At 54.7% G+C, this 20,893-nt stretch carries 15 protein-coding genes, 9 tRNA genes and 1 rRNA gene (1 of these 25 running past the window's edge); 5 read left to right on the top strand and 20 right to left on the bottom strand.

Annotation, left to right across the window (positions count from 1 at the left end; genetic code table 11):
• Positions 1-14: 14 nt before the first annotated feature.
• Complete coding sequence (locus RGB73_RS11590) at positions 15-1,583, bottom strand: acyl-CoA synthetase (RefSeq protein WP_310772037.1); 1,569 nt, start codon at positions 1,581-1,583, stop codon at positions 15-17.
• Positions 1,584-2,106: 523 nt separating this feature from the next.
• On the opposite strand from RGB73_RS11590, the gene istA reads away from it, so the two are divergent.
• Together istA and istB are read left to right on the top strand one after the other, a co-directional pair.
• Entirely contained in the window at positions 2,107-3,612 is a 1,506-nt protein-coding gene (istA, locus tag RGB73_RS11585; RefSeq protein ID WP_024985199.1) for an IS21 family transposase, read from the top strand.
• On the top strand, positions 3,609-4,337 hold the full coding sequence (gene istB / locus RGB73_RS11580) for an IS21-like element helper ATPase IstB (protein ID WP_023555238.1): 729 nt from the start codon (positions 3,609-3,611) through the stop codon (positions 4,335-4,337). The genes istA and istB overlap by 4 nt, the downstream gene beginning before the upstream one ends.
• Positions 4,338-4,710: 373 nt before the next feature.
• Here the strand turns inward: istB and RGB73_RS11575 are convergent.
• From RGB73_RS11575 to RGB73_RS11545, 7 genes are all read right to left on the bottom strand, one after another.
• A tRNA-Ser gene (locus RGB73_RS11575) sits at positions 4,711-4,799 on the bottom strand.
• An 87-nt stretch (positions 4,800-4,886) separates the two neighbouring features.
• Positions 4,887-6,305, bottom strand: coding sequence for an aldehyde dehydrogenase family protein (locus RGB73_RS11570; protein WP_310772034.1), 1,419 nt, complete (start codon positions 6,303-6,305; stop codon positions 4,887-4,889).
• A gap of 17 nt (positions 6,306-6,322) precedes the next feature.
• Complete coding sequence (gabT, locus tag RGB73_RS11565; protein ID WP_310772031.1) at positions 6,323-7,681, bottom strand: 4-aminobutyrate--2-oxoglutarate transaminase; 1,359 nt, start codon at positions 7,679-7,681, stop codon at positions 6,323-6,325.
• Between the two features lie 15 nt (positions 7,682-7,696).
• Positions 7,697-8,986: a peptidase gene (locus RGB73_RS11560; protein ID WP_310772028.1), complete on the bottom strand. Its 1,290-nt coding sequence runs from the start codon at positions 8,984-8,986 to the stop codon at positions 7,697-7,699.
• 42 nt (positions 8,987-9,028) lie between these two features.
• On the bottom strand, positions 9,029-9,706 hold the full coding sequence (locus tag RGB73_RS11555) for a 3-oxoacid CoA-transferase subunit B (protein ID WP_310772025.1): 678 nt from the start codon (positions 9,704-9,706) through the stop codon (positions 9,029-9,031).
• Positions 9,688-10,380, bottom strand: coding sequence for a CoA transferase subunit A (locus tag RGB73_RS11550; RefSeq protein WP_310772022.1), 693 nt, complete (start codon positions 10,378-10,380; stop codon positions 9,688-9,690). Before RGB73_RS11550 ends, RGB73_RS11555 begins: the two co-directional genes overlap by 19 nt.
• A gap of 17 nt (positions 10,381-10,397) precedes the next feature.
• Entirely contained in the window at positions 10,398-11,750 is a 1,353-nt protein-coding gene (locus tag RGB73_RS11545; protein WP_310772019.1) for an aspartate aminotransferase family protein, read from the bottom strand.
• 165 nt (positions 11,751-11,915) lie between these two features.
• Between RGB73_RS11545 and RGB73_RS11540 the strand changes: the two genes are divergently transcribed.
• Positions 11,916-13,460, top strand: a complete 1,545-nt coding sequence (locus RGB73_RS11540; protein ID WP_310772016.1) for a PucR family transcriptional regulator — start codon at positions 11,916-11,918, stop codon at positions 13,458-13,460.
• 19 nt (positions 13,461-13,479) lie between these two features.
• On the opposite strand, the gene ablB is transcribed toward RGB73_RS11540, so the two are convergent.
• Positions 13,480-14,325 (bottom strand): putative beta-lysine N-acetyltransferase, encoded by an 846-nt coding sequence (gene ablB, locus RGB73_RS11535; RefSeq protein WP_310772013.1) that lies wholly within the window; start codon positions 14,323-14,325, stop codon positions 13,480-13,482.
• A gap of 366 nt (positions 14,326-14,691) precedes the next feature.
• Between ablB and RGB73_RS11530 the strand changes: the two genes are divergently transcribed.
• Positions 14,692-15,423 carry a glycerophosphodiester phosphodiesterase gene (locus RGB73_RS11530; RefSeq protein WP_310772010.1) on the top strand — a complete coding sequence of 244 codons (732 nt, stop codon included), beginning with the start codon at positions 14,692-14,694 and terminating at the stop codon, positions 15,421-15,423.
• Positions 15,424-15,533: 110 nt separating this feature from the next.
• Here the strand turns inward: RGB73_RS11530 and mnmL are convergent, their stop codons facing one another.
• The 4 genes from mnmL to RGB73_RS11510 all read right to left on the bottom strand — a co-directional run bounded on the left by mnmL (position 15,534) and on the right by RGB73_RS11510 (position 18,370).
• Positions 15,534-16,505 (bottom strand): tRNA modification radical SAM protein MnmL/YtqA, encoded by a 972-nt coding sequence (gene mnmL, locus RGB73_RS11525; RefSeq protein ID WP_310772007.1) that lies wholly within the window; start codon positions 16,503-16,505, stop codon positions 15,534-15,536.
• 189 nt (positions 16,506-16,694) lie between these two features.
• Positions 16,695-17,933, bottom strand: coding sequence for a glycosyltransferase family 2 protein (locus RGB73_RS11520; protein ID WP_310772004.1), 1,239 nt, complete (start codon positions 17,931-17,933; stop codon positions 16,695-16,697).
• Positions 17,934-18,195: 262 nt separating this feature from the next.
• A tRNA-Glu gene (locus tag RGB73_RS11515) sits at positions 18,196-18,272 on the bottom strand.
• Positions 18,273-18,285: 13 nt separating this feature from the next.
• Positions 18,286-18,370, bottom strand: a tRNA-Leu gene (locus RGB73_RS11510).
• Positions 18,371-18,719: 349 nt separating this feature from the next.
• Between RGB73_RS11510 and RGB73_RS11505 the strand changes: the two genes are divergently transcribed.
• On the top strand, positions 18,720-18,977 hold the full coding sequence (locus tag RGB73_RS11505; RefSeq protein ID WP_310772001.1) for a hypothetical protein: 258 nt from the start codon (positions 18,720-18,722) through the stop codon (positions 18,975-18,977).
• A 457-nt stretch (positions 18,978-19,434) separates the two neighbouring features.
• On the opposite strand, the gene RGB73_RS11500 is transcribed toward RGB73_RS11505, so the two are convergent.
• The 7 genes from RGB73_RS11500 to RGB73_RS11470 all read right to left on the bottom strand — a co-directional run.
• Positions 19,435-19,511: transfer RNA gene (locus RGB73_RS11500), tRNA-Arg, on the bottom strand.
• Between the two features lie 6 nt (positions 19,512-19,517).
• A tRNA-Cys gene (locus RGB73_RS11495) sits at positions 19,518-19,591 on the bottom strand.
• A gap of 5 nt (positions 19,592-19,596) precedes the next feature.
• Positions 19,597-19,672 (bottom strand) — tRNA-His (locus tag RGB73_RS11490).
• Between the two features lie 27 nt (positions 19,673-19,699).
• A tRNA-Trp gene (locus RGB73_RS11485) sits at positions 19,700-19,773 on the bottom strand.
• 1 nt (position 19,774) lies between these two features.
• Positions 19,775-19,851: transfer RNA gene (locus RGB73_RS11480), tRNA-Met, on the bottom strand.
• A gap of 11 nt (positions 19,852-19,862) precedes the next feature.
• Positions 19,863-19,953 (bottom strand) — tRNA-Ser (locus tag RGB73_RS11475).
• Positions 19,954-20,002: 49 nt separating this feature from the next.
• Positions 20,003-20,893 (bottom strand): 23S ribosomal RNA (locus RGB73_RS11470); it runs 2,037 nt beyond the window's last position.

Genomic DNA, 20,893 nt, shown 5'->3' with positions numbered 1-20,893 from the left:
TGAATGTGGTTCTGTCATGGCTGTGCCAGCGCATCGTAGCGAAGACGCAGCTCCCTTTTCAAGATCTTTCCGCTTGGATTGCGCGGGAGGTTGTCAGCGATCACGACAAATTTCGGAGCTTTAAACGGAGCGAGACGGTCTTTGCAGAAAGCGAGCATTTCTTCCTCTGTCAACGCTTCGCCGGCTTTCGGCACCACCACTGCTGTCACGGCTTCAATCCAGTACGGATGCGGGATCCCGATGACGGCCACCTCGGATACTTTCGGATGCTGGTAAATCATCTCCTCGACTTCCCGGCTTGCCACATTTTCTCCGCCTGATTTGATCATGTCCTTTTTCCGATCGACCACTGTGATGAATCCTTCCTCGTCCATGATCCCCAAGTCACCGCTGTGGAACCATCCGCCGAAAAAGGCTGCCTGAGTCTTTTCGGGATCGCGGAAATAGCCGACCATGGCATGGCTGGTCCGGTGTACGATCTCCCCTATGCTTCCACGCGGCACCTCGTTCCCGTCGTCGTCCACGATCTTCGTTTCCACATTTAAGGCCGGCTTGCCCGCCGATCCCGCCTTGCGGATCTGTTCTGCGGGCTTGAGCACCGTAGCCAGCGGGGCAACTTCCGTCTGTCCGTAAAAATTGTAAAACTGTGCGCCAGGCAACCGTTGGCTCAGTTCTTTCAGCACCTCTACAGGCATGATGGCAGCGCCGTAGTAGCATTTTTTCAGCGAACCGAGATTGCGCGAAGCAAAATCCGGCGATCGCAAAAGCGCGATCCAGACAGTCGGTGGGCAAAAAAGCTGTGTCGCGCGGTATGTCTCGACTGTCTCCAGCATGAGCGCCGGAGTCGCTTGTTCGAGAATGATACCGCTTCCACCCAGGTAAATGTAAGGGCCCAAGAAGCAGTGGAGCTGTGCACTGTGAAACAACGGGAGCGCATGAATCGCCACGTCGTCACCGCTCATGTCCCCTTCCACGATCGTGCTGACATACTCGGAGATGACGCTTTTGTGCGTGAGCATGACCCCCTTTGGTTTTGACTCTGTGCCGCTCGTATAGAGTATATGTACGACATCTTCATCATCGAGTTCTACTTCCGGCTCGCTCTCGTCTGCTCCCTCGAGCCATGAACGAAACGGCAGCCACTCCCCCTCCCGAACAGCCGGCTTGGAGATTAAAGACAGCAAGCGCGGTGCCACACCCGCCTGCTTGATTGCTATCTGTGCAACCTGATGGAACTCCGGCGAAGCAAACACCGCGCTCACTTCCGAATGCCCGAGAATGAACGCCACATCATCAGCATTCAGCATGAAGTTGATTGGCACCATGATGATGCCCGCTTTTGCCAGCGCGAAGTTGAGAATCGCGAAGTCCATGGAATTGCGGGACAGGACAGCTGCCCTTTCTCCTTTTTGGATCCCGCTGCTGATCAAAGCGTTGGCAGCTTGATTGACGATCCGGTCAAGCTGACTGTATGTAAGAACCTCTTCTTCGAACCGCAAGGCCGGTTTGTCAGGAAAACGTCCGCGACTCCGCCTCAAAATATCGCCTAGCGTATTTCTCCTTACCCTTCTGGACTCGATCATGCCACGTACCCCCCTGTGCCCTTTTCTCTAAGTATACTACAATTTTCAATATTGCGAGTATATTCAGACATTTGGAGACAAAAAAGACGGCAGCTTCCTCTGCATTTTTGAAGCTGCCGCAGGGCCCCAAGAAACAATCGAGTCCTTACATACAGCATATCTCATTGAGGCCTATCCATCGACATTGATCTTCTGGATTTTGAGGAAAAATACGGAGATGGCTGAAATAAAAAAAGCTCCAACCTGGTCGGGTTGGAGAAAGGGATAGTACGTATCGTACTTACGTGAATAGTAACAAGATACACGATGATCCCTTGTTTGAATACCAGTAGATAAAGGCAACCCTGCCACATTTGCGCAAAAAAATAGCGACGACTGTTTATGGCAGGATAAAAGTGCAGAGAATTGCGGCGGAAAACTGCAGAGTTCCACCGCAATTCTGAGGCCATGAAAAAGGCACTTGCCAACATCCCCCTACAAAATCTACCCTTGGATTTGGCGAAAATCTGAGGGAGTGAGAGGAATGTTGAAAGTGCCACAACAACAGTATATCCGATTTTTGCGAGAAGTCGAAGGGTGTTCGATTCAGGAAATTGCGGAACGTGTCCAGGTGAATTGGCGAACCGCCAAGAAATATGCGGATCGCGACGATTGGAATGAACCGGTATGCAAGCGAAAAGGCCGCCATCCGGTGTTGGGACCGTACTTAGAGATTATTGACACATGGCTGGAGGATGATGAGCGTCTTCCACGCAAGCAACGCCATACAGCCGTCCGCATGTTTCAGCGGTTACGGGATGAGTACGGCTTCCCTGGCGGGCAGCGAACGGTATCCGAATATGTCTCCAAACGGAAGAAAGCCATGGCAGCCGAACGAGCCGAACATTTTGAGCGTTTGGAGCATCCAGGTGGAGAAGCTCAGGCTGACTTCGGGACGGTGTACGTGGTCAAGTCGGGAGAACTGGTGGAGCGGAAAGTATTGACCCTGTCGTTTCCGTACAGCAATGCCGCCTTTGTGTTCCCGGTTCCGAAAGAAAACACGGAATGCTTTCTGGAGGCCTTAGGGCGGCTATTTCAGCAAATGGGAGGGGTTCCTCGCAAGATTTGGTTTGACAACTTGTCCGCTGCTGTTGTGTCCATCCAGCAAGGCGGAAAACGAGAGTGTACGGAAGCGTTTCGGCGTTTCTGCGCCCATTACCGCTTTGAGCCCCTGTTTTGCAATCCATACAGCGGCCATGAGAAAGGCCATGTGGAAAACAAAGTGGGGTATGGACGCCGGAACTGGTGTGTTCCGCCACCGGTTATCGATACGCCGGAACAACTGGAGACGTATTTGGCGGAAGCTGCCCGTGCGGATATGCAGCGCCCTCACTATGTGAAAAAGCAAACCATTGCCGAGTTGTGGGAGCAAGAAAAATGCAAGCTGCTGACGCTGCCGACGACACCGCTGGAGATTTTCCGGCTGGAGACGTGCCACCTGAACAAATACGCTGAGCTGTCGTTTGACGCGGCTCTCTTCCCGTTGCCGCAGTGTCGGGCCATGCAGCCGGTTTTGGTGAAAGTCAAGTGGGATGTGCTGGAGGTGTTAACGGCAGACGGGACATATACCCCGATTGTGACATTGCCTCGTCCCTATACGGAGAAAGTCATTTCAGTAGATTGGAAGGCGGTATTGAAGAGATATGAAAAACGCCCGCGGGCGGTGATGTATTCTTCCTTTACCAACATGATGCCTCAGGCGCTCCAAACGTTTTTGACGGTGGAAGACATGAATGCACGAAAAGCACGAATTCGCCTGCTCCATCGATTGCTCGACACCTATACGTTGGAGGAAATCGGGCAAGTACTGGGAGAATTGTCGCATCAGCAAGAGCATCTGGCTGTTGCCTTGGAGCATGCCCTTTACGCGATAAAACACCCTGTTTTCCGCCCGGAACCGTTTTCAGAGTCGCATACACCCCCTGCCCTTCACGGGCAGATACCCATGCTGGATGAGTACGACCGGATCCTGGGGGTGAGGGTGGAATGAGAGAAGAGCTGGCAAAGGTGTGCAAAACTTTGCATTTGGCGCATGTGATGGAAACCTATGAACAGGTGCCGTTTGAAGATCGGGAGAGCTTCTTGCTGGGAGTCTTGCGGATGGAGATTCAACGGCGGGAGGAGACAAAGCTGAAGCGACTGATAAAGAAAGCCGCGTTTCCCCAACTGAAGACACTGGAAGATTACGCTTTTGAGGCAGTCACCTTACCGGAAACATGTACAAAGGAGGGATTGATCGACCTACGTTTTTTGGAGCGCAAGGAAAATGTGCTGATGCTGGGAAAAGTGGGCACGGGGAAGACCCATCTGGCAACAGCGCTTGGCGTAGAGGCGTGCCGAAGGGGATATGCCGTTCGATTCTTCCGTGTTCCCGATCTGGTTGCGCTCTTGCAGGAAAAACACGCGAATGGGGCACTGATGCGGTTTCAAAAAGAACTGGCAGACTGTGAGTTGTTGATTTTGGACGAGGTTGGGTTTGTTCCCTTTCACCAAACGGGGGCTGAGCTGTTGTTTCATGTTATCTCGGCCTGCTATGAGAGAAACAGTGTGATTGTGACGTCGAATTTGGAGTTTGGGCAGTGGAATACGGTGTTTGGAGATACGCGATTGACGGCAGCCCTTGTGGATCGCCTCGTCCACCACGCCCATATTCTGGCGTTTACCGGAGAAAGCTACCGACTGCGCCATGCTCTATCCAGCATGAAGTCTTCCTAAATTCTTTTGTATTGATGTTGGCAGTGTTCTGCATAAATTGGCCGCCAAACTCTGCATTTTTGAGTTGCAAAATACAGACGACCGCCTGCACGGATTAGTACGCCGCAATTTCCCCAGATGTTTAACTAGATGATTTTCCTTACAAATCCATTATGCCTCTGGTGAGTCATTGGTTCTACAAGTAAATAGTGGTAATAGAGGAAGGCCATAGTTAAAAATCATACCGGCCCCAGTGCCTAAACAAAAAAAACGCCCTCAGAACGGAATGTTTCCGCTCTTCGGGCGCAGGTTTATACATACAAAAAAACAACCATCATGTGAAAACGTGAGGTTGTTGGCTTTCTTCACTATGATGTTGGGCTTTTGCGAAATATGGCGGAGGGAGCAGGATTCGAACCCGCGTGAGCTTGCACTCTAACGGTTTTCAAGACCGCCCCGTTATGACCACTTCGGTATCCCTCCGCGTTTCAACAAGTTTTACTATACCACACCTGACTTTCACATGGCAAGAGCCGCCGGGCAATGAGTAGCCGGCAGCTCCCTGTGGCTTTATTTTTTGACGACGACCAATTTGAGCTCTGTCAGTTCTTCGATCGCGTACTTGACTCCTTCGCGGCCCATCCCGCTTTCTTTCACGCCGCCGTACGGCATATGGTCTACGCGGAAGGTCGGGATGTCGTTGATCATCACGCCGCCTACATGGAGCTCGTCGGCAGCCTGCATGGCAACAGCCAGATTATTGGTGTAGACGCCTGCCTGCAGACCATAGCGGGAATCGTTCACCAGCGTGATGGCTTCTTGTACCGAATCGACCGCATTGATAAGAACGACGGGCCCGAACACTTCCTGGCAGGAAACCTTCGCTTCCGCTGGCACACCAGTCAAAACCGTTGGTTGCAGGACGCGTCCCATGACCTCGCCGCCGCATTCCACCCGTGCACCCTGCTGCTTGGCTTCCTCGATCCACGCCAATGCCCGCTCTGTTTCACGCGGACTGATCATCGCAGAGTAGTCGGCCTCCTCGGACAGGGAGTCGCCTCCGCGCAGCTTGCACGTCTCTTCCGTGAAGCGGCTGACGAACTCCTCAAATCGCTCCTTGACCACGTAAATGCGTTGAACGGAAATGCATACTTGACCGGAATAGGCGAAGGCCCCGAAGATGCAGCGCGGAATCACCTCGTCGAGATTCACGTCCCGGTCGACGATGACGGCGGAATTGGAGCCCAGTTCAAGAGTGACGCGCTTGAGTCCTGCACGGTTCCGGATGTCGATCCCGACAGCCGGACTCCCTGTGAATGTCAGAGCTTTTACGCGAGGGTCCTTGACCAAGAGATCGCCTACAGTCGCCCCGCTGCCTGTCACGACGTTGAGTGCCCCTGCCGGCACTCCTGCCTGCTGGGCGATTTCCGCCAGAAAGAAAGCGGAGAGCGGCGTCTGGGAAGCCGGTTTCAGGACGACGGTGTTCCCGGCTGCCAGTGCCGGCCCCACCTTGTGCGCCACGAGGTTCATCGGAAAGTTGAACGGCGTGATCGCCCCGATTACGCCAAGGGGCTCTCGAACCGTGTACGCCAGTCTACCTTCCCCGCCGATCGCCGCATCCAGCGGCAGCGTCTCCCCGTGGATGCGCTTGGCTTCTTCGGCGGCGAACTTGTAGGTCTGGATCGTGCGAATCACTTCGCCGCGTGCTGTCTTGATCGGCTTGCCGGCTTCCAACGCGATGATTTTCGCGGCTTCCTCCAGCCTTTCATTCATCAGCAGCGACATTTTTTCCAAAATGGCCGCCCGTTGGTAGGCAGGCATCCGCCGCATGATAGCCGCCGCTTCTTCAGCAGCCGCAATCGCCTTTTGTACCGTCCCCGCATCCGCCTGCGGGACCTGGGCAATCTCTTCCCCGCTATAAGGGGAATACAGGGGAGCGTACGATGCCGTCTCCAGCCATTCGCCGCCGATAAAGCATGCTTTTTTCATGGCAATCCCTCCGTCCATCAACGATTTGGTGTGCACAGTCCAGCCAGGACATTCTCCAGCACATTCAAGCCTTCCTCCAGCTGTTCATCCGTGATCACCAGCGGAGACAGAATCCGGATCACGTTGCTGTACAGGCCCGCAGACATGACGACCAGGCCGTTTTGGTAGCATGCCTGCACGATTTTGACCGTCAGCTCCTTGTTCGGTTCCTTGCTCGCTTTGTCCTTTACCAGTTCGATGGCGCACATCGCGCCCAGACCGCGGACATCCCCCACTTCGGCGAACTTCTCTTTGAATTCCCCGAAGCGTTTCAGAATCGTGTCGCCGATGGTATTCGCCCGGTCCAGGAACCCGTCCTGCTCCATCATCTCGATGACTTTCAGAGCAGCTACGCAGCCGAGCGGGCTGCCGCCGTACGTGCCACCGATTTCGCCCGGATTCGGGGCGTCCATGATTTCCGCCCGACCGGTCACTGCACTGATCGGCACGCCTGCTCCCATCGATTTGGACATCGTTACGATATCAGGAACGACGCCGTAATGCTCCATCGCAAACATTTTGCCGGTACGGCCAAAGCCGGTCTGCACCTCGTCTGCAATGAAAAGAATGCCGTACTTCTCGCAGATGGCCTTGACACCCTGGACGAACGTTTTCGATGGGACGACGAATCCTCCTTCGCCCTGCACAGGCTCCATGATGATGGCAGCGACGTTGTCGGCCGCGACCTCCGCCAGGAAGAAGTCTTCGAAGCGGCGCAGCACTTCCGCGTCTGTCTCTTCCGGAGAAGCGCCATAGGGGGCGCGGTAATAGTACGGATAGGTCATTTTGTACGTATCGGGAGCAAAAGGGCCGAATTCGTATTTGTACGGGCGCACTTTGCTCGTCAGCGACATTGCGAGCAGCGTGCGTCCGTGGAAGCCGCGCTCGAACGAGATGATTGCCTTACGCCCTGTATACTTGCGGGCGATTTTTACCGCGTTCTCCACCGCTTCCGCTCCGCTGTTGAGGAAGAATGTCTTTTTCGGGTGGTCACCCGGGGTGATCTGGTTCAATTTTTCGGCCAGCTGCACGTATGGTTCGTACATCATCACATGAAAGCATGTGTGTATGTACTGATCCAGCTGCGCCTTGAGCGCCTCTACGACTGCTGGTGGACAGTGTCCCGCATTGATCGATCCGATCGCCCCGGCAAAGTCGATGAACGTGTTGCCATCCAGATCCGTCAGCAGCGCCCCTTCCGCCTTGGCTACGAACGCAGGAGTCGTATTGGACGGCCCGCGCGGCACGTTCGCTTCCTTTTTGGCGAGCATTTCCTGCGATTTGGGTCCGGGAACCGCCGTTTTGAGTTGGATGAATTTCGTCGTAATTGGACTCATGGATAACCCTCTCCTCTACTTATCGCTATCGCTTTGCGTATCGTCCAGCCCGCACCATTCGATCAGCGCGAGCGCAAAGATCTCAGCGCAGTCAAATACGTCGTCCAGCACAATGAATTCGTCGGGGTAATGCGCGACCTGTGTTACACCTGGCCCTACGACAATCGCAGGGGTATCGGCCAACGCTGTCAAAAGTCCGCCGTCCGTTCCCCATGGAGATGCTTCCACCACGGCGCGCTCCCCACGGACCACTTCAAACTGGCGTTGCAGGATCTCCATCAGCGGATGTTCCTCCGCAACCGCTCCCGGCACCCATCTCGCCCCGTACCATTCCAGTTCGACCGGGTGCTCCGCAAACCACGGATCGACCTCGGCGAGCCCTTTCAACGCTGCTGCCATCTCCGCTTTGGCATCGTCCATCCGCTCTCCCGGCGCGACCCCCATACGTCCTTCCAGCTTGACGAGGTCTGCTACGGAAGACGGCCATTTGCCTCCTTCAATGACCCCGATGTTGATCGGAATAGGGATCGGCAATTTGGCGTAAAGCGGATCCTCCAGGCGCTCATTGCGTTCCTTCTCCAGCTTCCCGACTGCCTGGACGACCTGCAAGCACTTTTCGATGGCACTCACGCCTTCGTAGCGCGTCCCTCCGTGGGCGGATCTGCCTTTCACATGCAGACGGAACCACATGGAGCCTTGCTGCTTCGGGAAAATCTTCATGTTTGTCGGCTCCGGGATGAGAGCAGCGTCCGCCTTGTACCCCCGCAGAATCGTCGCAAGCGTACCTGCGCCCCCGCTCTCCTCTTCCACCACGCTCTGGAAGATGACGTCGCCTTTCAGCTTCACCCCTAATTTTTGCAGCACCTGGATCGCCAGAAGAGAAGACAGATTCCCCCCTTTCATGTCCGTTGCCCCGCGCCCGAACAGCTTGCCTGCCTCTACCTTTCCGCTGAAAGGATCGTCGCTCCACTGGGCGCGGTCTCCTGCCGGCACCACGTCGACGTGACCATTCAGGATGATCGAGCGGCCTTTGCCGCTTCCCCTCCAGACTCCGACTACGTTCGGACTGCCCGCGAACTGCTCACGCGGAGAAACAAAATACGGATGCTTCAGCAGCTCCTCGCCTTCCATCACCCACAGGTCTACGTCCAGTCCCATAGAGGCCAGCTTCTGAGCGATGCTCTCCTGTATCGACTCTTCCTCGCCCTGCACACTCGGATGTCTGACCCAGTCCTGAAGCAAAGCGACCGCTTCTTCCCGATCCTTTTCCAACTGTTCCCGAATGATAGACTGCCAGTTTGCCATGTTTCTCCCCCTGACTCGCGGAATTTTGTACGCCTTTTGTTCTCAGCGAAATACGCCTACTTCGCCTTCGATCTTCAGCTCGGCCTCCGTCGCGCCAATGACGTCCGCCACGCAGTACGGATACATGACCTCGCGTAGATACAGCCCGTCTGGCATCACCTGCATGACGGCCATATCCGTGATGATCCAGTCGGCAGCGCCGCGTGCCGTGAGCGGCAGCGAGCATTCCCGAACGATTTTGGATCGGCCGTTTTTGTCCAGATGAGTCGTGACGACCATCACCTTTTTTGCCTTCTGCGCGAGCTCCATCGCCCCGCCCATTCCCGGCACACGCTTGCCCGGGACGATCCAGTTGGCGATATCGCCGCTTTGGCTTACTTCCAGAACACCCAGAATCGTCATATCCAAGAGGCCGCGGCGAATGATGGCAAAGGCCGTGGCACTGTCAAAAAAGGAAGCTCCAAGGGCAAGTGTGACGGGAAAACCGCCGGCGTTGCACAGCATCGGATTTTCTTCTCCCTTTTTCGGGCTCGGTCCGGTCCCCAGGATCCCGTTCTCGGCGTGGAACATCACGCGCACCTGCGGCGGGATAAAATCAGCCACAAGCGTAGGGATGCCGATGCCTAGGTTGATGATCATGCCGTCCTCGACCTCCAGGGCCGCACGCCGGGCGATCCGCTCTCGATAGGTCTCCGTCTCCTTTACTTCTCCCATGCCCATTGCCAGTTCACCCCTTCACTTTGCACGATAAAGTTGATGAAGACGCCGGGGGTCACAATTTCCTCCGGCGACAGCTCGCCGATCTCGACGATTTCCTCCGCTTCCACGATCGTGATGTCTCCAGCCATCGCCACCAGCGGGTTGAAGTTGCGGGCGCTCGTGTCGTAGACCAGGTTGCCGTAGCGATCCGCCTTTTTCGCATAGAGGATGGACACCTCTGCCGTAAGCGGCGTCTCCAGCAAGTACTCCTTGCCGTCCAGCACGACTTTCTGCTTCCCCTTTTCCGCGATCGTACCGATGCCGACATCGGACAGGATGCCACCCAGTCCGACTCCGCCCGCACGCACGCGCTCGGCCAGGATCCCCTGCGGGCAAAATTCCACCTCCAGCTCTCCCGCCGTCATCTGCGCCCCTGCATTCGGATTGGAGCCGATGTGCGAAGCGATCACCTTTTTGACGCGTTTCTCCGTCACCAGCTTGCCGACGCCGATGTACGGAAACGCCGTGTCGTTGCTGATGAGCGTCAAGTCTTTGACACCCTTCTCCAGGATTCCTTGGATGAGCGTCGGCGGATTTCCTACGCCGCCAAATCCTCCCGCCATCAATGTCATTCCATCGTGAAAATGCTCCAGTGCTTCCGTTATGGAAATCACTTTTTCCAATCGATTGGTCACACGCGCTCTCTCCCTTCCTATCCGATCGATGCCTGCTGCCGAAGCTCTTGCTGGACGCTTTCGACCGCCCCCTTCAGGAGGCCGATCAATTCGTCGATTTCGGCTTTCGTGATGGTCAGCGGGGGTGCGATGATGACACTATCGCCTGCGATGCCTTCGAGCCCTCCGACAGCCGGATAGACGAGCAAGCCTTTTTCAAACGCCTTGGCGATGACCCGTCCGCTCACATTGTGCGAGAGCGGGAACGGCTCCTTGGTGTCTTTGTCCTTGACGAATTCCAGGCCGCACAGCATGCCCAGGCCGCGCGCATCTCCGATCAGCGGCAGCTCGGCCGCGAGCTCCTGCAGGCGCTCCAGCAAATAGGCGCCTTGCTCTGCCGCTTTTTCGAACAAACTGTGCTTTTCCACATACTTCAGCACGGCGAGGGAGACGGCTGCCGACTGTGGATTTGCGCTGTAGGTATGGCCGGCCATGATCAGTCCGCTGCCGTTCTTGATCGTCTCGATGATTTCGTCCGACACCACGGTAGCCGCCATCGGCGTGTACCCGGAGCTCATCCCTTTGCCGAGTGTGATCATGTCGGGCACGACTCCCCAGTGATCGATCCCGAACGCTTTCCCGGTCCGGCCAATCCCTGTCATGACTTCATCCGCGATAAAGAGCACCTCGTACTTGTCGCAAATTTCGCGAATCCGCTGGAAGTAGCCGTCCGGCGGTACGACCGCTCCGCCCGACGCTCCGATGACCGGCTCCGCGATGAAAGCAGCCACTTGTTCGGGGCCGACTCGCAGAATGGCCGTCTCCAGCTCGTTTGCGCACTGCAGGGCGTAATCTTCCAGACTGACGCCATCCGGCTTGCGATACGGGTACGGGGCCGAGATTGTCGGATAGTCTTCCAGCAGCGGGACAAAGCGTTTTCGCCGCAGCACGTGTCCTGACATCGACAGCGCTCCCATCGTGATCCCGTGGTAGCTCATCCAGCGGGAGATGATGCGGTTTTTCGTCGGCTTGCCGCGCTCCTGCCAATATTGGATCGCGATCTTTTGGGCGGTCTCCGTCGCCTCCGAGCCACTGCTGACGAAGAATGTCCAGTTCAATGAACCGGGCGCCCACTCGGCCAGCTTCGCTCCCAGCTCTTCCACCGCCTCGCTGCTGAAATGGGAGCGGTATGCAAAGGAGACCTCCTTGGCTTGCGCGTACATCGCCTCGACTACTTCATCCACCGCGTGGCCAATGCTCACCGTAACGGCTCCGCTGCAGCCGTCGATGTATCGTTTCCCCTCTTGGTCGAAGAGGTAAATTCCTTTTCCGTGAGAGATTACCGGATAGATCTTTTCCAGTTCAGGCTTGATTACATAGCTTCTTTTCATTCTCTCGCCACCTCGCTTTTCACTACCTTCATCGTATCCGACCGGGGCGCTCAAGCCATCCGACGAGCTGGCAAAAAAACATGGAAAAGAGACGAAATGTTTTGTACATTTTGTATAAGAAAACTTCTATCGAAGCTTGCCAACCTACTTCCGGGAGGAACGCTCATGACTTTTACCATTCGGGAGGCGCTGCAATTGCCTGATATGGTCCAGACGAGATTGATTGCGGGTGCAGGCGGTTTGGACAACCCCATCCGCTGGGTCACCATTGTCGAAGTGCTGGAAGACACCACCCGCCTTCAAGAAGGGGAATTTCTCATCACGACCGGCTTTGGTCTTTCCGGGGACACCGAGCGTCTTGCCTCCTTTATCCCCTCCCTCGCGATCCGCAGGCTAAGCGGGGTGGCTATCCATACGGGGTTTTACCTGCGGGAAATTCCCGAAGCTTTTATCGAGATGGCGGACCGCCTGGCGCTGCCCCTCATCGAAATCCCGGGGGAAATGAACTTCTCCACTATTACGAAGGCCATCCTCCAGCCGATTGTCAACCGTCAGTTCGAGACTCTCGCCTATTCGCAAGCGATTCACAACCAAATGATCGACGCCGCGCTGTCCAAAGGCGGACTGTCCGCCATCACCGGAGAGCTCGCTGCACTGACCGGTGGGGCCGTGACGTTGGTCGATGCCCTTGGCTTCGAGGTCACGCAGCATGGGTGCGAGAAGCAGCACGCCGGATCGGCAGACGAGGAGAGCTCCCACTCGGTACCGATTCGGGCCAATCGCGAGCTCTTTGGCACGCTAACGCTCACCAAGCCGAAGCTGCTGTGGAAGGAGCTCGACGACGTAGCTCTCCGGCACGCTTCTACCCTCTGCGCGTTGGAATATGTAAAGGAACGGGCTGTCTCTGCCACGGAATGGCGTCTCAAGGGCGACTTTGTGGAAGAGCTCCTGACCGGAAAACCCATGAGTGCGTCTGAGCTGGAAAGCCGCTGCCGCACGCTGGGATATCCAGCGGCGGGTAGCCATCTGGTCGCAGCGCTGAAGGTCGACGTGCAGACCGAAGCTGCCCTCGCCGAGCTGCATCAAAGCGCCATCATTCTGCTGCGCAGACTGTGCGACCGCCAGCAGCGCTCGTATTTGCTGCGCGAGCGACCGCATTGTCTTTTGTTCGTCTTTCCGGACAACCGGGAAAGCCTGCAGATTCTCGAGCGGTTTGCCTCACGATGGGAGGGGCTGCACCCTGGCATTCCCCTGCATCTGGCGATCAGCAACCCTCGCCGGCACCTGACGGACGTGGCTGCCGCTGCCGAAGAAGCGTTGTTTGCCTTGCAGGCGTATCCGCTTTTGGCCAAATCCCCGGCCCTGCTGCGATACGGGGAGATGCAAGGATACCAGTTCCTGTTTCCTTACCATCGCAGCCGGGACTCGCTCCAGGCGCTGTGGATGCCGCTTCTGGAACCGTTGATCGGATACGATACCCGGATGGGCCAGCAGCTGCTTGAGACGCTGGACGTCTATTTGCAGCAAAACGGAAATGGACTGCAGACGTCCCAAGCCTTATATATTCACCGGCACACACTGAAATACCGATTAACCCAGATTGAAGAAAAAACGGGCTTCCGCCTGGAGGATGCGCATCAGCGCTGGCAGCTGCAACTAGCCTTGATGGCCAAACGTCTTCAGCAGCAGCTCTATCCTCCTACAGCGTAGCCCTTTCTTCCCCGTCCGTTTACTCCCATGTAGGGCGGAGCGGTTTCACCCAAATGTTCATGTCTTCATAGCCGGAGAAAATGGTGCAGTTGTTGATCAGACGCCCCCGGTACCGATACCCCATCTTGGACGCGGTCACATTCATCCCAGGCGACTGGGCTCGCGTCAACGTGTACAGGTAGTAAATCCCGGCCTCCTCCATCTTCCGCTCCAACGCGGTAAACAGAGGCTGGAGAAGTCCCTTGCCGGCATGGTCCGGATGGGTAGCGCAGTCCGTCATCTCTGCGGACCCCATGCGCTCGCTGACCTCCGCCGACGCTGCGCAGGCGATTTTCCCTTCATGCTCGACCACCATATAGCAAGTGCCTTCCTGCATCGTTTTACGTACGTAAGCAGGGTCGTTCATCGGGGTCGGGTAGGTCGCAAACACCAAGCCATACAACTGGGCCAGTTCCTCCGCATCCGCTTCCCCCGCCTCGCGCATGGAATACCCCAAAGGCAGCGGCTTCTCTTCCCCGTTGCCTTTTTTCTTCAAACTCATCGCCAAAATTTCCTCTGCCAGCTCGGGAGCGACGGACGTAGCCCTCTCCTCGGTCAAAAAGCAGGAGAGCATTTGCGCATGTTCCCCGCGGAAAAAGCCTTCAATGACACCTTCCTGTCGATAGCCAAGTGCAATCCACCGCTCCGCGTCCGCCTTTTTCCCGTAGACGATCAGCTTGGTGGCATCCGCTTCTGCGGCCAGCTTTCGGAGCAGCTGATCCAGCTCAGCGATTTGCGACGGGTCGTATACGTGCAGCTTCACCCTCCGATTTTGGCTGTCCACGACCACATCGCCTGCGGCCAGCATCTCTTCCACATTGATCATGCAAGCACTCCCCCCTCTTTCCTTCTTGTTTCATTGTAGCAAAATGCCTTCCCTCGTCATCTGCCAATCTGTATAAAACGCACGTCCGTTCTGCTTGACGTGACGAAAACATCCAGCGACTGGGTATTCGATGAGAGCCATTTGTACGGTAGCTTCATAGGATGAGAAAGGAAGCGCCCTTGGGAAGGAGCAGATAGTCATGAGCTGCGGCAATAACAACTTCATTCTTGTATTGGTTTTGTTTGTCCTCTTGGTGATTGTGCTCACCGCGATCGGGTAAGCGGGATGTTTTGCCCCTCCGCCATGTAGTTATCGAGGGGTCTTTTACATAGGTATGTAAAAAGACAGTGAAAGGAGGAAGCTCACGTGGCCCCACTTATCTACGCTCATCGCGGTGCTTCCGGCCTTTTTCCGGAAAACACCATGGAGTCGTTTTACGCTGCCGTCCGTCGCCGTGCTGACGGCATCGAGCTGGACGTTCAGCTGAGCCGGGACAACAAGCTCGTCGTCATTCACGATCATACGCTGGATCGGACTACGACAGGCTCTGGCCCGGTTCGCCGCTATACGCTTCAAGAGCTGCGGCAGGTCCGGGCTGACCGCAGCTCCTCATCTCGCTATCCGAAAGCGAAGATTCCTACGCTCCGCGAAGTCTTTCAGGCTTTTTCCGTCACGCCTTTACGCTTTATCATTGAACTAAAAAACTTTTTGTCCGATCAGCCAAATCTCGAGGAGCTTGTCATTGAACAAATCCGGCGCTTCCAGCTGACGGAACGAACGGTCATCTCCACCTTCAACTTCGACAGTCTCCTGCGGGTCAAGGAACTGGACCCCGCCCAGACGACTGGTCTCCTGTATGTCGGCCCTCTTTCCCGTCCTTGGGAAGTGGCGAGCCGCTATAGTGCCGATCAACTCCACGTGCCAATGGATCAGCTTTCCGCCGATCTGGTGAAAAGCACGAAGCAGCACGGACTCACGGTTTTGGGGTGGACCGTCAACAGCTCCAGGGAGATTCAGACCGCACTTGATTTGGGCGTGGACGGAATCATTACGAATTACCCCGGACGGGCCAGAAAAATATGGCGGGCCCGATCGTAAATCTTCTGTTTCTTGGCATGGATTAGCCTGTCCTACGCCAAAGACAAAAAAAGGGAGCCTCCCATGGGGCTCCCTTTGGCGTTTTGCAATGCTCCTTAGCGCTTGCTTGGCTAGTTCTGTGCAGGGACATAAAACTTGCCCTGCCACGTATTCCGGTTTTTCAACTCCGCGTCGATTCCGTTGAGTACTTCCCACTTTTTGCGGCTCCACATCGGACCGATCAACAAATCCGGTGGGCCGTCCCCAGTGATGCGGTGAACGATCATTTCCGGAGGCAGGATTTCCAATGTATCGACGACCAGCTTCGTGTACTCTTCCTGTGACAGGAACTCCAGCAGACCCGCCTCGTACTGTTTGACCATTGGCGTCTTTCGCAGCAAATGGAGCAGGTGGATTTTGATTCCCTGTACATCGAGATGAGCCACCGCGTCGGCTGTCTGCATCATCTCTTCATGGGTTTCTCCCGGCAGTCCGTAAATAATGTGCGAGCAAATGCGGATGTTGTGCTTGCGCAGCTTTTCGACTGCCTGCAAATAGCACTCGTAATCATGAGCCCTGTTAATCAATTGGGCGGTGTGTTCGTGAATGGTTTGCAGGCCGAGCTCGACCCACAGATACGTGCGTTCGTTCAACTCTGCCAAATATTCTACGACGTCATCGGGCAAACAGTCGGGGCGGGTCGCAATCGAGAGCCCTACCACGCCGTCCTGCTTGAGAATCACTTCGTACATGTCCCGGAGCTCTTCTACTGGTGCGTACGTGTTTGTATACGCCTGGAAGAATCCGAGGTACTTGGCGTTTGGCCACTTCTCGTGCATGCGGTTCTTGACGACGTGAAATTGGCGTTCGAGATCCATCCGGCGGTCTCCGGCAAAGTCACCGGATCCCCGAGCGCTGCAAAACGTGCACCCTCCTGTCGCCACTTTTCCATCGCGATTGGGGCAGCTGAAGCCGCCATCCAGGGGAACCTTGAAGATCTTTTCGTGAAAGGTGTTGCGCAAGTGGTAATTCCATGTATGGTATCGTTTGTCGCCCCACAATTGCGGAGCTTCGCTGTTGCATGCATGTGGTGCAAGCTTCATTGCGGTATTCCCTCCTCGTGGCCTGATTCTTCTGGCGGCCACTATCTGTGAGCACCCTTCGATCTTGCCTGGCTGCTCATAAAAATCTCTCTTCAATCTTGTCATTATACCAAATAGACATGGATTGCCGCCACTCGAAAAAAGTAGAAAAAACCACAGGTTTCCCTGTGGTTTTTGCCCATGTGCCTGTTATTGCTGGATCTCCTCGATACGGATCGCCCGGCTGTGAGACGTATGACTCCACACTTGGTTTTTCTTGGTGAAAAACGCGTAGAACATAATCGGCAGCCAGGTCAGGAAAAAGAACGGGAGCAATAATATACCCAAATACCCTTTGAGCGGTACTTTTTCCAGATAGAGCGCCAGAAACGGCAGCATATAAAATACGGCGGTCGAAGTGTATACCAACCAGCTTGGCAAAATGGTCGCGGCCGGCATCAGCATGTCAATTTCGAAGAAACGGCCTAAGAACAAGAGGGACATAAAGGTCACGATCAGCACGTACATCGGCTGGAACAAGTAGAAAGCCGCGTCCAGCATTCCCAATCGTCCTTTTGTAATCCCGTTTTTCAATACGGAACCGATGTAGCGGCCGGCGACATCGTAGTGTCCCTGCATCCAGCGCAGACGTTGACGCATGGAGGCCTTCAGGTCAATTGGTTTTTCATCCCATACTTTGGTGTCGTGCGCCCATGTCGGGTAAATGCCCCGCTCAATGCAGCGGGTCGCAAACTCCAGATCCTCTGTCAGGCTGGTCGCTCCCCAGCCCATTTCTTTCAGCAGGTTGCTCTCGATACACAGCCCGGTCCCTCCAAGGGTATTCGGCAGCCCCAGATTGTGCCTTGCAAGTTGCCACATCCGGTTAGTGAACCAGTATGTAACGGCATAGGACAGCGTAATCCAGGAGTCAAACGGGTTTTTGGAATCCAAGTAGCCTTGAATCACACGAGCACCTTTGCAAAGACGGTCATTCATGACACGCAGGAAGTTCTTTTCTACCAGATTGTCCGCGTCAAACATCACGACTGCATCGTACTGCTGAGGTCTAGCCCAAAGGTTTTCCAGCATCCACTCGATCCCGTAGCCTTTTCCGCGCTTGGACGTATCAAAACGTTCACAGGCGTATGCTCCGTGAGCACGGCTGATTTCCGCGGTGTTGTCCGTACAGTTGTCGCAAATGACAAAGATGTCGTACTTCTCGCGGGGGTAATCGAGCTGCTTCAGGTTTTCAATCAAGGGTGCGATAACAGCACTCTCGTTGTGCGCGGCGATGAGCACCGCAAATGTTTTCTCTGGTTCATGCGTGACTTGCTCTTTTTTCCGAAACAAACCGGCGCATGAGATCAGAGTTTGGTATGTGCTGATGACACCTACCGTTGAACTAAATCCGATGAATAATCCCTCAATGATCTCTCTAAATACACTCATGGGTTCTTCTCCTCGACCTGAATCAAATTTGGGTCGGTTTTGATTCAGGTAGTGTTTTTCCATCATTTCTCTCTTGTTTTTCTTTCAATTGGGAGTGTACATCAAATGCGCTGCATTCGCAATGACCCAAAAGTGGGAAAAAGAAGGCACTGCTATCACCTTTCCCACCTTTTCTTCTTTCTATTCGACATCTCACGACAGTGAGCAGAAAAAAAAGCCTTCGTGATAAAAGGCTTCAGTTTTTCAATCTTGCTTAAAGATGTGGTGACCCGTAGGGGATTCGAACCCCTGTATGACAGCGTGAAAGGCTGCTGTGTTAAACCGCTTCACCAACGGGCCAAGACAAACGCTATGGTGCGGTCGGCGAGACTCGAACTCGCACGGGTCGCCCCGCCACCCCCTCAAGATGGTGTGTCTGCCAATTCCACCACGACCGCAAACATTCATTCCCCAATCACGTTCTCGAGTATACACAATCCGTTTTTGTAAGTCAATACGATTTTTCGGTCATTCTAGCCTATTTTACTTGGACTGAAGCTCTCCTTGAATCACTTGATTCTTCCTTAATTATACAGATGGTCGAAAAAAGTCTATCAATGTAGAAAAATTTTAATAAGGTACCCGGCATCTGTTATTCAAAATATCATGAATTCGTCACAAACCCGATTTTTGTCAAAATTTATTTTCCTCTTGTTACATAGTTTATGGCAATGGTGGAAAAATAGGAGCGACAACTGGCAGGAAGGAGCCTCTCCTTTTTGCAATTCGATTGGATAGGAGATTGCCATGATTCCAGATGATATCAAGGGTGTGCTGCATGACATCAGGCTGATCGGTGGTGGCATGAAGGAATACGAGCTCTCCGATGACTGGCAGCTCATCCGCAGCCTGGTAGGAGATGAGCTGGCGGTGGACTCCAGTGATGCCACGCCAGAATTTTGGGAGAAGCTCCGTGCCTCCTTGGAAGCCCAGAAGGAGATTGCCTTGAACAAAGCGGAGAAACGGTACCTTCACGGTCTCTACTACTCCAACCCGTTTATTTGATTCCGACAGATTCCGCCGTTTTCTTCTAGGAAAATAGTCTCGGTTTTCCTTCCTGTGTCTCCTCCTTTTCTTTCTCACTCCCACCTCTGATCCATTCCGGCTGTCTTGCTTCTTGACCTTATGATGGGAGGCGTACCCCCTGCCTGGCATTCGATGCGGAGATCGTCTCATGATCTTTCCCATTTGGTTCGGTTTGCCGAGATTAGGTGAAACAGTTGGGAACAAGGGAGTTTGCCTCACTGACTAGGATAGCGTACGAAAGCGGGCACTGAGGAACCCTCATGCCCTATCATTTCTACTCTATATAGAAGAAAAGGAATCGGCTCTAACTCAGGACCTTGTGCTCAGTGTCCTATCTTTGCAGGTGGTCCCCTTGCAAAGCTCATTCTTGCATGAAAAAACCTCCTACCGACTCAAGTTTCAAACTGGAGTGGATAGGAGGTTTTTCGTATGCAGATGGCGTCCCAGGAGAGATTCGAACTCCCGACCGACGGCTTAGAAGGCCGTTGCTCTATCCTGCTGAGCTACTGGGACTTACTTTGGAGGGAGTACCCGGATTCGAACCGGGGGTGAAGGTTTTGCAGACCCGTGCCTTACCACTTGGCTATACTCCCATGCATGGGGCGATCGATGGGAATCGAACCCACGAGTGCCGGAGCCACAATCCGGTGCGTTAACCACTTCGCCACGACCGCCATCGTCACTATCGCCAGAACGGCTTCTGGCAGGGGCAGTAGGAATCGAACCCACACCAAAGGTTTTGGAGACCTTCGTTCTACCTTTAAACTATGCCCCTTTGGTAGCGGTGGAGGGAATCGAACCCCCGACCTTTCGGGTATGAACCGAACGCTCTAACCAGCTGAGCTACGCCGCCAAAATAAAAAATGGCGGAGAGTGAGGGATTCGAACCCTCGCTACGCTTGCGCATACTAACGGTTTAGCAAACCGTCCCCTTCGGCCTCTTGGGTAACTCTCCGCGATCATATGTACCTTCAAAACTGGATCTGCATGATTGCCAAGATTGTGTGGATAAGCCCTCGACCGATTAGTATTCGTCAGCTCCACGCGTTGCCGCGCTTCCACACCGAACCTATCAACCTCATCGTCTATGAGGGGTCTTACCAGCTTAACGCTGTGGGAAGTCTCATCTTGGAGGGGGCTTCACGCTTAGATGCTTTCAGCGCTTATCCCGTCCGCACATAGCTACCCAGCTGTGCCACTGGCGTGACAACTGGTGCACCAGCGGTGCGTCCATCCCGGTCCTCTCGTACTAAGGACAGCTCTCCTCAAACTTCCTGCGCCCGCGACAGATAGGGACCGAACTGTCTCACGACGTTCTGAACCCAGCTCGCGTACCGCTTTAATGGGCGAACAGCCCAACCCTTGGGACCTACTTCAGCCCCAGGATGCGATGAGCCGACATCGAGGTGCCAAACCTCCCCGTCGATGTGGACTCTTGGGGGAGATAAGCCTGTTATCCCCAGGGTAGCTTTTATCCGTTGAGCGATGGCCCTTCCATGCGGAACCACCGGATCACTAAGCCCGACTTTCGTCCCTGCTCGACTTGTAGGTCTCGCAGTCAAGCTCCCTTCTGCCTTTACACTCTACGAATGATTTCCGACCATTCTGAGGGAACCTTTGGGCGCCTCCGTTACCTTTTGGGAGGCGACCGCCCCAGTCAAACTGCCCACCTGGCATGGTCCTCTCGCCCGATCAGGGCGACGAGTTAGAAACTCCGTACATCAAGGGTGGTATCCCACCGACAGCTCCACAGAGGCTGGCGCCCCTGCTTCTCAGCTTCCCACCTATCCTGTACATGATGCACAAAGTTCCAATACCAGGCTACAGTAAAGCTCCATGGGGTCTTTCCGTCTTGTCGCGGGTAACCTGCATCTTCACAGGTATTATGATTTCAC

The organism is Brevibacillus brevis (assembly GCF_031583145.1).
In the GTDB taxonomy this organism is placed as follows: domain Bacteria; phylum Bacillota; class Bacilli; order Brevibacillales; family Brevibacillaceae; genus Brevibacillus; species Brevibacillus brevis_E.
Note: the sequence above shows the minus strand (reverse complement) of the source record. Positions and strands in the feature narration are given on the sequence as shown.

Bases quoted from the DNA above. Each gene is read 5' to 3' on its own strand.
- RGB73_RS11560 (WP_310772028.1), bottom strand. From the start codon at position 8,986: ATGGCAAACTGGCAGTCTATCATTCGGGAACAGTTGGAAAAGGATCGG.
- RGB73_RS11590 (WP_310772037.1), bottom strand. From the start codon at position 1,583: ATGATCGAGTCCAGAAGGGTAAGGAGAAATACGCTAGGCGATATTTTG.
- RGB73_RS11505 (WP_310772001.1), top strand. From the start codon at position 18,720: ATGATTCCAGATGATATCAAGGGTGTGCTGCATGACATCAGGCTGATC.
- istB (WP_023555238.1), top strand. From the start codon at position 3,609: ATGAGAGAAGAGCTGGCAAAGGTGTGCAAAACTTTGCATTTGGCGCAT.
- mnmL (WP_310772007.1), bottom strand. From the start codon at position 16,505: ATGAAGCTTGCACCACATGCATGCAACAGCGAAGCTCCGCAATTGTGG.
- RGB73_RS11570 (WP_310772034.1), bottom strand. From the start codon at position 6,305: ATGAAAAAAGCATGCTTTATCGGCGGCGAATGGCTGGAGACGGCATCG.
- istA (WP_024985199.1), top strand. From the start codon at position 2,107: ATGTTGAAAGTGCCACAACAACAGTATATCCGATTTTTGCGAGAAGTC.
- RGB73_RS11545 (WP_310772019.1), bottom strand. From the start codon at position 11,750: ATGAAAAGAAGCTATGTAATCAAGCCTGAACTGGAAAAGATCTATCCG.
- gabT (WP_310772031.1), bottom strand. From the start codon at position 7,681: ATGAGTCCAATTACGACGAAATTCATCCAACTCAAAACGGCGGTTCCC.
- RGB73_RS11540 (WP_310772016.1), top strand. From the start codon at position 11,916: ATGACTTTTACCATTCGGGAGGCGCTGCAATTGCCTGATATGGTCCAG.
- RGB73_RS11555 (WP_310772025.1), bottom strand. From the start codon at position 9,706: ATGGGCATGGGAGAAGTAAAGGAGACGGAGACCTATCGAGAGCGGATC.
- RGB73_RS11520 (WP_310772004.1), bottom strand. From the start codon at position 17,933: ATGAGTGTATTTAGAGAGATCATTGAGGGATTATTCATCGGATTTAGT.
- ablB (WP_310772013.1), bottom strand. From the start codon at position 14,325: ATGATCAATGTGGAAGAGATGCTGGCCGCAGGCGATGTGGTCGTGGAC.